Source organism: Metabacillus halosaccharovorans (assembly GCF_002019635.1).
In the GTDB taxonomy this organism is placed as follows: domain Bacteria; phylum Bacillota; class Bacilli; order Bacillales; family Bacillaceae; genus Metabacillus; species Metabacillus halosaccharovorans.
Genome location: NZ_KV917372.1, coordinates 1,565,874 through 1,580,033, shown reverse-complemented (window position 1 = coordinate 1,580,033; position 14,160 = coordinate 1,565,874). Strand labels below are relative to the sequence as shown.

The window sequence follows — 14,160 nt, the reverse complement described above, 5'->3', positions numbered from 1 at the left end:
AAATATTTTTCATTAGTTATATCTACCAACTAGTAAAACTTAATGACACATCAGGTGTTTTGTTTTATCTTTATAATAATAAAAATATATTTTTACTTATCTTGTTTTATATTTTATTTGTTTTGGATAGGAGTTTTTTTATTTTGGCAGCGTTACCTAAATAGATGTTAATGAGTATGGAAAAAAGATTAAAGGAAGGTTGTTATGTTAAATTTTCTAAAATTTATTTCGTATTTCCGATTTCGTAGAATTCGAAATCGCTTTTTAGCAGTTATGATTGCATTGTCGTTACCTCCAATTTTTATTATTGGAGTGGTTTCATACCATACATCTAAAGAAACGTTAGTGGAGAACCATCTGCAATCAAATGAAAATAACTTAAAATCCATTAGTGAGAAAGCAGATCTTTTGCTACGTAATGTCATTAATATGGAGCGGTTTATATTATCAAATGAGGACTTGCGTCAACAGTTAATTGAAAGCGGATCAATATCGGATGTAGAGCAGGAGTCTCTAAAACTAGGTACATCAAGTAAATTACAAAAAATTATGTCAGATTATGTGGTAGAACAAAAATATATTGATTCAGTCTGTTTATTTGATAACCATTTTCGTGCGGTTTGTTACGGGCGTTCTGATAATGCGGGTCGCTATGAAAAAGAAAATAAAAGTAGCGAAATTAGATCAAGTGAGTGGTATCAAAAGGCCTTGAATGCTAAAGGGAAGGAGATTTTCTTCCATGACAATGTATTAGATGACCAGGACGTAAATAAAACATTTTCATCTGTAAAACTATTACGGAATCCAGTAACAAGTGATCAAGAAAAGATTGGGCTATTGATTGTCAATATCAATAAATCTATGTTTTCAGATATGATGAATCGGACTAACAATGACGAATATATAATTTTAGATTCCACAGAAGAAGAAGTAAAACCTGTTTATTTTTCGAATCCAACCTTTTATAAAGATTTATCGAAAAAAAATTTATCAGACATTTCTAATATAATGCAAGAGGAAGAATTTGTAGTAAGCCACTACACAAATAAAACAACTGACTGGATATTTGCCTATTTAATCAAGGAGGAGGAGCTGTTTAAACAGCCACACAAAATAAGAGCGGTTACAAACCTTATCGCAGTTCTTATTGCCATAAGTGCCGTAATCCTATCAGTTATCTTATCTGATACAATCTCTCGTCCTTTACGGCAACTAAAAAGAATGATGATTGCCTGGGCAAAAGGATCTAATAAATTTGATGAAAAATTTCAAGATGATGAAGTTGGAGAAATTGGAGAAACGTTTAAGAAAATGGCGGTAGAAAATAAAGAACTAAACGAAAGACTTATAAAGTCTCAGCTAAAAGAGAGAGAAACCGAACTAAGAGTTTTGCAATCACAAATTAATCCACATTTTCTTTATAACACGCTTGACTCGATTTATTGGATGGCTATGATTCACAATCATGAGGATATTGGAAAAATGGCCATTTCATTATCTGAAAGTTTTAAAATTATATTAAGTAAAGGGAAAGAAGTAATCCCTCTTCATAAGGAGTTAAAACACATTGAATACTATATGACCATTCAAAATATACGGTTTGGTGATCGATTTACTTATATTCAAGAAATAGACGAATCACTTATGGACCAAGAAGTTTTAAAGTTACTGCTTCAGCCGCTTGTTGAAAATGCCATTTATCATGGGCTAGAGCCCAAAGTAGGGAAAGGGACAATTCTTCTAACAGGAAGAAAAGAAAATAAAGAGTTTGTCTTGTTTACTGTAGAAGACGATGGAATTGGAATAAAAGACATGAAAATGACGGAAAAAGGATATGGATTAGGAAATGTACGTGAGAGATTAGCCATTTACTACGGTCCTACTAGTTCCTTAAAAATAGAAAGTGAAATTAATAAGGGGACGAAAATTATTATTCGATTCAACCCTAATGAAGGGAGATGGATGAAGGATGTTGAAAGTCGCAATTTATGATGATGAATTTATTGTAATCGAAGGTTTGAGAAAAATGGTCGATTGGTCTAAATACGGTATGGAAGTAGTTGGTACAGCAAAAGACGGAAATTCTGCTTTAGAACTTTTTTACACTGAACGTCCAGATATCATCTTCACTGATATCAGAATGCCCGGTATTGATGGATTGGAGTTAGTTAGTAAAGTCTTAAAAGAAGCTCCAGAAACAAAATGCATTGTTTTTAGTGGCTTTAACGAGTTTGAATATGTTAAGAAAGCTTTAAAATTGGGTGTGCTTGATTACATGCAAAAACCTATTACGATTCCAATGATTGAGGAAGCCCTTCAGAAAATTGTTTTTCAAATAAAGAAAGATAATGAAGTTACGGAGCTCCGCTCGAGATGGGATGAAAATAGACAGGAGTTATTAGAAAAAGCAACGTTAGAATTAATGCTAGGAAACAAAGAAATAGAAGCTAAGTGGAGGGAGTGTTTTGGAGAGGGTGAAGCAGGACAAATAATAGGAACAACAGTCATTGCTTATTCAGGTAAGAGCTTTCCAATAGATAATAATGATGACTACAAGGTTGTGCCCGTTTGGAATGGCTCCACGCACCTACTAGTATTCTTTCATTTGAAAGAAAAACTTGAATTATTTTCAAACCAGTTGATCATTTGGACAGAACGTGAAGAGGTAACAATTGGCTCCGGACAAACCTATGAAAGAATAACAGATTTAACAAAGAGTTACAGGGAAGCTTTACATGCTTTAAGATACGGAAGATTTTTGGACAGCAAAGGATGGACCCGATTTGAAGATGTTGGGACTAATGATAAAATCCCTGAAAACTTATCCGCCCAAGAAGAAGCTGTTTTGTTTTATATGAGAACTGGTGATAAGGAAGGGTTGCTAGATCAATTAACAAAATATATACAATGGATCGATTTAAAAAAGCTAAATCCAGATATTATAGAAAGTGAACTATTAAAACTTGTCTATTTAGGTTTGGAGGTTGTTAAGGAAACAGGGGAAGATATAAAACAATCGGGCTATTATCCTCAAAAAGAAATTCGTGAGCAAACAACAAAAGATGAGATGATAGAGTGGTTGTTTAGGCAGATGGAAATGATGTTTGATTTAATCAATGGTTCTAAAAAAACAAATAAACACAAAGCTGTTGAGAAAGCGAAGAAATATATTGAAAGCCATTATAATCTAGATATAACACTTCAGGAAGTAGCAAATGTCGTGGATATGAATCCAAACTATTTTAGTTTACTATTCAAAGAGGAAATCGGACTTACTTATATAAAATATCTAACAAAATATAGGATGGAACAAGCAAAGATCATGCTTAAAGAAGGGAGGAAAATTTCAGATGTCAGTGAGGAAGTGGGATATTTAACCTATAGACACTTTTCTGAGGTTTTTAAAAAATATACTGGCATGACACCAAAGCAATATAAGATTCAAAATGACTAAAGGGCAAGCGGGCTTATTCCGTGTGCTCTTTTTACATTTTTTATAACTAATATTTAAGAATTAACTGAAAAAAACGGACATTATCTGAAAAATCAAGCGCTTACACAAGCGTTTTCAAAGAGATAGAATAAAAAGCAAGGACAAAGTAGTCCTAAAGAACATGAAGATAGAGGGGGATTTTATGATGAAGAAAAATTTATTGATAAGCCTACTTTCTATCATACTGATTTTTTCAGTAGTAGGATGTAGCGGTGGTAAAAATAATGAAGGCGCTTCAGGCAGTGAAGATGGTGACAACACGATGAAATTTATTTCTGAAGATACTGCCGATGAATCAGATGCAAGCATCATCATGGGGCTTACTGAGGAAAATACAGAAGCAAACATTGAATTAGAAACAGTATTACAAACGAATCTAATGCAAAAAATTCAGCTATTAACAGCTAGTAATGATTTGCCTGAACTTTTTAAATACGAATCAAATCAGCTGGGAGATATGATTGATAACGAGCAAGTGCTTGATCTTGAAAAAACATTTACGGACCTAGGAATCTATGACAGATTAAATCCAGGTGCTGTTGATTTATTAAAGAGTTTAAGTGGTGACCGAGGGCTTTATGCTTTACCTGTAGAGTTAAATATTGAAGGTTTTTGGTATAACAAACAATTATTTGAAGAAAACAACTTGGAAGTTCCTACTACATGGGAAGAAATGATGGCTGTTAGTGAGAAGTTTAAGGAAAAAGGAATTCAACCATTTGCAGTAGCAGGTAAGGAGAAGTTTCCGATTACTCGTTTAATCAATGGATATGTTATCCGTTATTATGGTGCGGACGCTATGAAGCAAGTAAGAGATGGAGAATTAAGCATTAAAGATAAAGGCTTTGTTGAAGCAGCAAAAATCGTTCAAGATATGAATGTAAAAGGGTATTTTGGTCAAGGCGTAAATACGATTGACTACGATACAGCAAGTAATACATTCTTACAAGGAAATGCAGCAATGTACTACATGGGTAGCTGGGCACTTAACGAATTTAACGATGAAAATGTAAACAAAATTGGTATTGATAATATTGGATTCTTCAATATTCCACTTGTAGAAGGTGGAAAAGGAACAATCAACGATTATTCAATGAATGCTGGTTTAACACTTTCATTCTCTAAACAAAAATACGATGAACAAGTTGGAGAATGGATGAAGGAAGTTTTCAGTAACTACGGAGAAAAAGCGATTTCAGAGCGAGGTTTAATTTCTGGATTCAAAGTTGAAAACATGCCTGAGGATGTTAGTCCATTAACAAAAACAACACTTGAAAAAATTGAAAGCGTTGAGAACACTGCTCTTTGGTTCGAAGGATACTTTGATCCAAAATCAAAAACAGTTGCTGAAGATGGTGCACAAAACTTACTAAATGAAGGAATTACTCCTGAAGAATATGTAAGCAACCTAGAAAAGTCTTTAAAAAGTGCTAAGTAAGAAATGACAAGGAAGGGTTCAGATATGACCCCTTCCTGTTACCTTAAAGTTGTTAGGAGTGAAAACAGCATGGAGAAAATCTTAAGAGACCCAAAAGCCATATTATTATTTGTTGGTCCTGCACTACTAATCTATACAGCTATACTAGTCATTCCAACTGTGTGGTCAACAGTCTATACTTTTTACGAAGGATCACTAATAAGTGGATTTGAATTTGTTGGGTTAGATAACTACCTTCATTTATTCAAGGATCCAGACTTTTTAACAAGTCTAGGGATTACATTAAAATACACAGTCTTTGTTTCGGCAGGACAAATCATTTTTGGACTTGGTCTTGCGCTCTTATTTGCGTTTTATATTAAGCGTTACTCTACATTAATTCGAACACTTATCTTCTTCCCTGTTGTTCTCCCTGCAGTAGCAGTCTCTCAATTGTTCTCAAAACTCTTCGAAATTGCTCCTCAAATGGGATTGGTCAACAGTTTGCTTAATTTCTTACACCTGGACATGTTTATTCAACCATGGCTGGGTCAAGGGGATACCGCATTCTGGGTTCTAATCATAATGGATATCTGGAAAGCTATTGGATTTTACGCCGTTATCCTTTTTGCAGGCTTAGTAGATATTCCTGAAGATGTTCTGGAGGCAGCTAAATTGGATGGTGCTAAAGGGTGGAAATTGACACAGTTTGTTGTTTTACCTCTACTAAAGCCAGTATTAATTTCATCTATTATTTTTAGTTTAAATGGAACGTTGAAAGTATTTGAGTCTGCTGTAGCATTGACAAATGGTGGACCAGGTAATAGTACGACTACATTATCGATTTATATGTATAACAATGCGTTTGTATATAACCAATATGGATATGGAAGTACAGTAGCTGTATTTCTATTAATCTTCTCTCTTCTTATTACATTAATTGTTTACAAATTTGCAAGAAATGACGCGGCATAACATAAAGGAGGGATTAGCGTGAATACCTTAGAAACAAAATCTACTAGCATTGGTATGCTAATAGGGAAATTCGCTATATTTATTTTATTACTAGTCGAGGTTTATCCGATTGTTTGGTTGCTTCTTTCTTCATTTAAAGCACCAGATGAATTTACTCTTAATCCAATGTATGCACTGCCTGAGGGATTCCACTGGCAAAACTTTACGGATGCTTGGAATGTGGGCAACATGGGCACATACTTTAAAAATAGTATTTTAGCTACATTTCCATCATTGTTTTTAATTATCTTTTTTGGAGCAGGTGCTGCATTTGCAATTGAGAAAATGAGATGGAAATGGAATAAAGGTGTTATGCTATTGTTTACGGCAGGAATCATGGTTCCTGTACAAATTGTACTCCTACCTTTATTTACAATCTTTTTTAATGTAGGGCTATTAAATAGCATATGGTCACTTATTCTTGTGTATACAACGTTTGGATTACCATTAACGATCTTAATGTTCTCCAGCTACTTCAAAGCATTGCCAAATGAAGTTATAGAGTCAGCGGTTATGGATGGAGCAAGTATTTATCAAGTTTTCTTTAAAATCGCCATTCCAATCGTATCAAATGCAATTGTAACAGTAGCACTTGTGCAATTCTTCTTTGTTTGGAATGATTTGATATTTGCGATGACATTTATTAGTGATACAGACCTTAGAACATTACAAACCGGTTTGATTTCCTTTACTGGAGAATATGGGCAAAAGCAATGGGGTCCAATTTTTGCTTCAATCTCCTTAGCGGTTGTTCCAACACTTCTATTGTATTTATTCCTTAATAAACTTGTTATGAAAGGTATGACAAGCGGAGCAGTAAAGGGATAAATCGAGAAAAAGGATGATTAAAAATATAAACCATCAGTACATATCATTGATCGATTGCAATGATAAAAAGGATACTGGTGGTTTTTATATAAAAAGGCTACCAGTAAAAATTGATTTGCGATTTTTTGATTATATGGGAGGGGAAAAATACATGACTACTACTCTAAGAATAAAAGAAATAAAATGCGAATACAAAAAAAATCCACTAGGATTAGATATAAAAAAACCGAGAGTCAGCTGGGTGATTGAAGCTGATCGTCGTGGAATGATTCAGCAAGCTTATCAAATACAAGTTTCTCTTTTAAAGGGAAACTTTGTAAACCCTATATGGGATACAGGGCGAGTAGAATCTGATCAATCCATTCATATCGAATATAAAGGGCCGGAATTAAAGTCAAGAACAAGATATTATTACAGAGTAAAGATTTGGGATCATTTTGGCGGAGAGTCTGATTGGAGTGAAATAGCTTGGTGGGAAACAGCATTATTAAATTCTGATGAATGGGAAGCAAAATGGATAACACCAAATCCAGATGAATTGGATCCATTATTAGAGCAGGTGTTTCTCCTAAGAAAAGAGTTTGATGCAAAGGGAAATATAGAGTCTGCGCGAATATATGCAACGAGTGCTGGTCTATATGAACTGTCATTAAACGGGGAAAGAGTTGGTGATGAATTGCTGACTCCAGGGTGGACAAGTTATGATACGAGACTTCAATACCAGACATATGACGTAACGAACCAACTTGTTGAGGGATCGAACGTACTAGGAATAGCTTTAGCAGACGGTTGGTATAAAGGAAATTTAACTTGGCTTGAAAAGCGCCACATTTATGGAGATAGACGTGCTGCATTGCTTCAGCTTCATGTTCGATATGAAGATGGCACAGAAGAAAGGATAGGGACAGATACAACATGGAAGGCATCAACTGGACCAATATTAATGTCTGAATTATACGACGGTGAAAGATATGATGCCCGTCTTGAAAAAACTGGCTGGAATGGTTCAGGCTATGATGATACGAATTGGAATGGAGTAATTGTTCACAACTTACCTGTCAATCATTTAGTAGCCCAGGAGAATTGGCCTGCACGTGTAACTGAAAAAATTCATCCGGTATCAACGTTTGTTACTCCATCTGGGGACACTGTTTTAGATATGGGGCAAAACATGGTTGGTCGAATGAGAATAACCGTATCTGCTCCAAAAGGGACAAAAATCGTGTTAAAGCACGCTGAGGTACTTGATAAAGACGGAAATATTTATTTTGGTAATCTTCGAAAAGCAGATCAACTTGTAGAATACACGACCAAAGGGGAAGGAAAGGAAATATATGCACCTTATTTTACCTTCCAAGGATTTCGCTATGTAAAAGTAGAAGGATATCCTAATCAAGAAAATGGTCTACCACTTGAAAACTTTATTGGTGAAGTCATTCATTCAGATATGGAGCTTACAGGAGAATTTGAATGCTCAAATGAAATGGTAAACAAACTTCAACAAAATATTGTGTGGGGACAAAGAGGAAACTTCGTCGACGTACCTACAGACTGTCCACAGCGAGATGAAAGACTCGGTTGGACAGGGGATGCTCAAATTTTTATTCGAACAGCATTATTCAATTATCAGGGTGGTCCATTTTTTACTAAGTGGCTTAGAGATTTAAAAGCTGATCAAAGGTCTAATGGCTCTGTACCTTTCGTAATTCCAAATGCACTGAAAGACTATATTTCCACATTGTGGGGAGATGAATCCTATACTTCATCTGCCTGGGGGGATGCGGCAACTGTTTGTCCGTGGACTCTTTACCTTTCTTATGGCGATAAACGTCTTTTATCCGAGCAATATGAGAGTATGAAATCATGGGTGGATTTTATTCGAGTTCAAGGGAAAGATGAGTTTTTATGGGATACAGGATTTCATTTTGGTGATTGGCTTGCTTTGGATGCTGAAGAGGACAGTTATTTTGGGGCAACCCCGGAACATATGGTTGCGACAGCTTATTACGCCCTTTCAACTCGAATTCTCAGGGATACTGCATCTGTTCTTGAAAAACAAGAGGATTTTGAATTTTATAGTAAATTGTTAAACGGCATTATCGCTAATTTTAACCAGACATATATTACTGAAACCAATCAAGTGATTGCTCAAACGCAAACTGCTAACATTCTCCCACTAATGTTTGAATTAGTTGAGGGAGATGTTCGAAAGCAAATCGCATATGACCTCAATGATCTTGTTGTGAAAAATGATTATCATCTAACAACAGGTTTCGTTGGTACACCATACCTTTGCATTGCATTATCAGAAAATGGATATCACAGTACAGCAGAAAAGCTCCTTCTCCAAGAAACATACCCTTCTTGGTTGTACTCAATTAAAAAAGGTGCAACGACAATCTGGGAACATTGGGACGGAATTAAAGAGGACGGTTCATTCTGGAGTGATGATATGAACTCGTTCAATCATTATGCATACGGTGCAATAGGAGACTGGATGTACAGATATATAGCTGGGTTAGACTTAGTTGAAACAGAGTCAGCTTATAAACAAATTAGTATTCATCCAAGGTTTGGTTCCGGAGAAATTACTTTTGCGAGAGCTATGCATCATTCGATGTATGGAAAAATTGTATCTTCTTGGAGTATTAACAACAATGAAATGACTATTGAAGTTGAAGTACCAGCTAACACAACGGCAAATATTACTTTACCTAATGCTAGAATTGGAGACATAAAAGAGTCTGGTAAAGAATTAGGAATTTCAGAAGGGCTCTTTGAATTAAGTCAATTTGATGGTGAAGTAAAAGTAACAGTTGGGTCTGGTTCTTATCGTTTTGTTTATAAAGAAAGTTAACTAAAGAAAACTTGATAGATTGGATAACATATATTTCAAAGATAACTCAGAGGGTTCTCGTAAAAGAGAACCCTCTTTTCTTGTTGAAAACTTATTAAGTAAATAATAGTAGTCGTCAAAGTAGATTAGGTATATCAAAAAGATGTATAAAATTCAAGAAAAGTCGTGACTATTTGATAAATGAATTCTTTACTACGTTCCGTTTTCTGAACAACTTTTTAAAAGTAAGAAGTAAAAAAATCACTAAATACTGTCAAGATAATTGTATGGAAAACCTAAGTAAATATGCAATAATGAAAACGCTATCAACAATATTGATGATCAAAAAGATATCATTAAATACCTAGGCAATTATTACACCCCTTTATCTACTAAATATTGCTTCTAGTAATATAGGCAATTTCCCCGGTGATAACTAACAGAAATTTATTATTCAAACAAATTAATGATTCCTGGTAACTAAATCGATAACTCTAAATTCTATTTAAAGGAGGTGAGAAAAAGAAAGATTGAAAAAAGATACTCTAAAGATGGAGGAGGTTGTTTGTATTAGCTGTTACTTCCATTTATCAGTACATTGTTCCTAGAATACAAGATTAAGAAAGGAAGATGATAAAAAATGGTCAAGAAAAAACCAAAACTAAAAAAAGTAGTCGGTACTTTAACATTAGCTTCGCTGCTAATAGGTTCCATCATTTCTAGTAACCCAAAAGTATCCAACGCTGAAGTAACCACAAAAACAATCACAATCGATGGGAATAATGTCGATGAATATAATAGATTTAAAGGGTTTGGAACAGTAACAGCTAATAATACATCACGTTTGATGCTGGATTATAAAGAAGAACATCCCAACAAATACTGGGAAATGATGAATCTCCTGTTTAATAAGGATACAGGTGCTGGTTTATCACATGTTAAAGTGGAGTTAGGTGCGGATGTGAATTCATCATCAGGAACTGAGCCTGCAACGGTGAGGTATGCAGATGAGCCGGCAAACGTATTAAGAGGAGCGGGATTTCAATTTGCAGCTGATGCAAAATCTATTAACCCTGATATTACAACGGAAATATTACGTTGGGGTGAGCCTAGATTTACATGGAATGGTGCAGCAGAAAAAGAATATGAAAACCGGTACCAATGGTACAAAAAGACAATTGATGCAGTGTTTCATGAATATGGATTCAAGTTGGATTATATAGGAATCTCACAAAATGAAAGAGCACAAAATAATGGTAGAAATGAAGTTGATTGGCTTAAATATTTTACGACAAAAATAAAAGAAGAGCCGAACTATGAGACAGACTATAAAGCTATTAAGCTTGTTGCTGCAGACGGGTACCGTGATACAAAAACGATTAGTCGAACTCTTCTTGATCATGAAGATTTACTAGATGAAATTGATGTTATTAGTTCTCACTATGGGTTAACTGGTTCTAATGAGCTTACTGAATTACAAAACAAGTTAATTGATGAAGGGAAGAAGCCAAAAGAGGTTTGGGTTTCTGAAGGAATTGCTCCGATGATTAATGCACGTTATCGTGAAAATATGGAGCCGAATTACAATGGGCTTGGTGGAAAAGCAGGAATTATTGATGTAACTTCGCGAATCATTTCAGTTTATTCATGGACAGGAGCACAAAATAATCCGCTGAATGCTGTTTCTTTTGATTTTCAGCCATCAGTTGCAGCGTTTTATGAAGGGTCAGCATACAACCCAAAACACTTAATTAGTGCATATGATCCATGGTCAGGCTTTTATGAAGTAGATGGTGGGTTACAAGGAGTTCGCCATGTCATGAACTTTGTCGGATATGATGATCACTCAACACCTGAAAATGAGCGCTGGATGTATGTGAAAGGTGCAGCATTTAGTGATGGGAACTTCTTTGATGGAGGGGTTGATGTTGACACAAGTACTCATAACTACCTTACATTAAAAGACCCGCAAACAGACGATTATACAACTGTTTTTGCAAACAATACAAAGGAAACCCGGAAATATAAAATCAAGGCGAAAAATTTAAGCGGCAAAGAAAATGCACCAATTTATGTTTGGGAAACTCGGGGACCTGATAAAGGTCAAGCATATGATGCGAATTGGTTTAAGAACAACAATGTTATTAAACCTCAAAAAGGTGAATACGAGATTGAAGTGAAACCATATTCAATCGTGACAATTTCCACATTGGATAATAAATCTAAAATAGATGATTTTGAATATGAATCAAGTCCTGCTGATTTATCAAAAGACAAGATTATGTCACTTCCATATAAGGATGATTTTGAATATAGACAATATCCGGATGATGAAAAAGGAAGAGATTATGTTGAAAGAAGGGGAGGTACTCCACGTTATACAACAGATCAAATCGGAGCATTTGAGGTTGTCAAAAAAGCAACGAAACCTGTCACAAGTGGAAGTGCAAAACGGACTGATCTTAAAATACCTGATGCAAAAGCTCATGGTAATATGCTGCAGCAAAAAATGACTCCTGACATTATCGGAGCTGATTGGGCAGTTTGGGGTGGAACAGATGGATCAGCCTCTAATAGTAACCCGAATACTACAATAGGTGATCACCGCTGGGTCAATTATAAAGTTTCTTACGACTTTTTATTAGATACACATACACCGGAAGTAGAAGGTAGAAGTAATTATGCATTAATTGGAGTACGTCAAGTGAAAGCGGGTGGGGCGGATTCATACGCACCATACAATGCTCGTGTATATCGTGATGGCACATATGAAATTCTCAAAACAGGTAATGTTGTTGAGAGTGGGAAAATTGAGAAATTCAACAACAAGGTTTGGCACAATTTAGCATTTGAAGCGAAAGAAAATGAATTTACTCTTTACCTTGATGGAAAGAAAATCGCTGCGTATATAGATGAAAACTCAACGGTAATGGCTGGAAGAGTTGTATTAGGTTCCGGGTACTATGAAACTCTAATTGATAATTTACGTGTAGATCCGATCAAGGGATACACCTATGAGTCAGAAAAGGTTGACAGCGCACAAGGAAAAAAATATGAAACTGAAGAAGAAGCTTTAAACAACAAAGATAAATTAAATCCAATTGGGTATGTTGGAAAGTGGAGTTATACACAAGCAGGTTATGCGCATTTTAACCGAACACAAATGACAGCTGCAACAGATATCCCTGTTTGGAACGGACTGACGGTTGAACATGGTGACTCGACTGCAGTGCAAGGCACATTAAATAAAGTATTTTATTCAGGTAGTTGGTCTTCCAATAATTCGAATGCTTGGACCTCAGATGGTTCCTTGGAAATTAAATTTAAGGGGACAGAAGTTAGGTTATATGGGATAACAAATCCTTCGAAGGGAACAGCTGACATATATTTGGATGGAAATTTAGTTGGTGAAGCGAATTATTTAAACAACAGTGAAATTCATCAGGAAGTGTGGTCATCGGAAGTCCTTGAGGATACAGAACATACTCTTAAAGTGGTAGCAAAAGAAAAGTATCTAAGCTTTAGTAAAGTAGAAATTGAAACAAATGACCCTGTTTTATCGGTCCAAAAATTAGCTCCTAATGATCTGGTGAAAATTACGGATGAATCACTTATTGGTAATGAAGAGAATACCGTTTATGCCTATAGAAAAAATAATACCTGGGGTTCAAATCAAACAAATGCTTGGGCGAACTTTAATGATGATCCATATCTATTCATTAACTTTTATGGATCAGGTATTGATTACTTATCGGGAACAGGTGATAAAAGCCTTTATAACTTTGAGCTTGATGGTGAGGATATGGGCGATTTTGCTGTAGACACGGACACAGGTGTGAGGTACTCCGTAAGGGGACTTGAAGAAAAAGCACATACTTTAAAGGTTTCCTTAAAGGATAATGAACCGAAAGAAACGTACATGGATTATCGAGGAGTAAATATCTACAGGACACCAAAAGTGGATAGTCCTAGCAGTAGTAGTATGATAGTTGATTTTAAAGGTTCAGGCTTCAATTTATTTGGGGCAACACCTGATGCAGTCATTGATGTGTATGTAGATGATCAATTAATTGATGAGAATGTTAGAATTTTCTCCAAGGGAGATAGACAAACATCCTATCAAATACGAGGGTTTAAAGATAAGAAGCACACGGCTAAAGTAGTTGTAAAAGGTGGTACATTTGTTTTAGATGGTATAGATATAATAAATGGAAAAAACAAAGTTGAGGTTAATAAAGAAAAACTGCAGTTGTTATATGAAGAACATGTAGATAAAGAACAGAAAAACTATACAAAGGAAAGCTGGAAAATTTTCCATAAAGCATTCATGAACGCAAAAAAAGTTCTGAAAAATCCGCAGGTAACGACAGATCAAGTAGCAGAATCAAGGTTTATGCTCATAGAAGCAGCTGAAGGATTAATTGAAAAAATAAACGAGTAAAACTGAGAAGTTCATACTGCTTCATAGTATTGTGGCTCAATTATTTATAAAGGTGCTGACGATATCACTTTTGAGACCTGGGTTATGTTTAGCCCGGGTTTTCTTAGTATGGGATGTCTAAGTGAAGAAAG

The 14,160-nt window shown here is 35.3% G+C and carries 7 protein-coding genes; all 7 read left to right on the top strand.

The window, feature by feature from the left end:
- The first annotated feature begins 204 nt into the window (after positions 1-204).
- The 7 genes from BK577_RS21880 to BK577_RS21850 all read left to right on the top strand — a co-directional run bounded on the left by BK577_RS21880 (position 205) and on the right by BK577_RS21850 (position 14,029).
- The gene (locus BK577_RS21880; RefSeq protein WP_078434883.1) at positions 205-1,992 is read left to right on the top strand and encodes a cache domain-containing sensor histidine kinase; all 1,788 of its coding nucleotides are present in this window, start codon (positions 205-207) and stop codon (positions 1,990-1,992) included.
- Positions 1,970-3,454: a response regulator gene (locus BK577_RS21875; RefSeq protein ID WP_078434882.1), complete on the top strand. Its 1,485-nt coding sequence runs from the start codon at positions 1,970-1,972 to the stop codon at positions 3,452-3,454. Before BK577_RS21880 ends, BK577_RS21875 begins: the two co-directional genes overlap by 23 nt.
- A gap of 184 nt (positions 3,455-3,638) precedes the next feature.
- Positions 3,639-4,931 (top strand): ABC transporter substrate-binding protein, encoded by a 1,293-nt coding sequence (locus BK577_RS21870; protein WP_218970501.1) that lies wholly within the window; start codon positions 3,639-3,641, stop codon positions 4,929-4,931.
- 69 nt (positions 4,932-5,000) lie between these two features.
- Positions 5,001-5,885: a carbohydrate ABC transporter permease gene (locus BK577_RS21865; protein WP_078434880.1), complete on the top strand. Its 885-nt coding sequence runs from the start codon at positions 5,001-5,003 to the stop codon at positions 5,883-5,885.
- Between the two features lie 18 nt (positions 5,886-5,903).
- A complete protein-coding gene (locus tag BK577_RS21860) occupies positions 5,904-6,752 on the top strand; it encodes a carbohydrate ABC transporter permease (protein ID WP_218970500.1) in 849 nt (282 codons plus the stop codon).
- A gap of 151 nt (positions 6,753-6,903) precedes the next feature.
- Positions 6,904-9,609, top strand: coding sequence for an alpha-L-rhamnosidase (locus BK577_RS21855; RefSeq protein WP_078434879.1), 2,706 nt, complete (start codon positions 6,904-6,906; stop codon positions 9,607-9,609).
- Between the two features lie 619 nt (positions 9,610-10,228).
- Positions 10,229-14,029: a glycoside hydrolase family 30 protein gene (locus tag BK577_RS21850; protein WP_078434878.1), complete on the top strand. Its 3,801-nt coding sequence runs from the start codon at positions 10,229-10,231 to the stop codon at positions 14,027-14,029.
- The last annotated feature ends 131 nt before the right edge of the window (positions 14,030-14,160 follow it).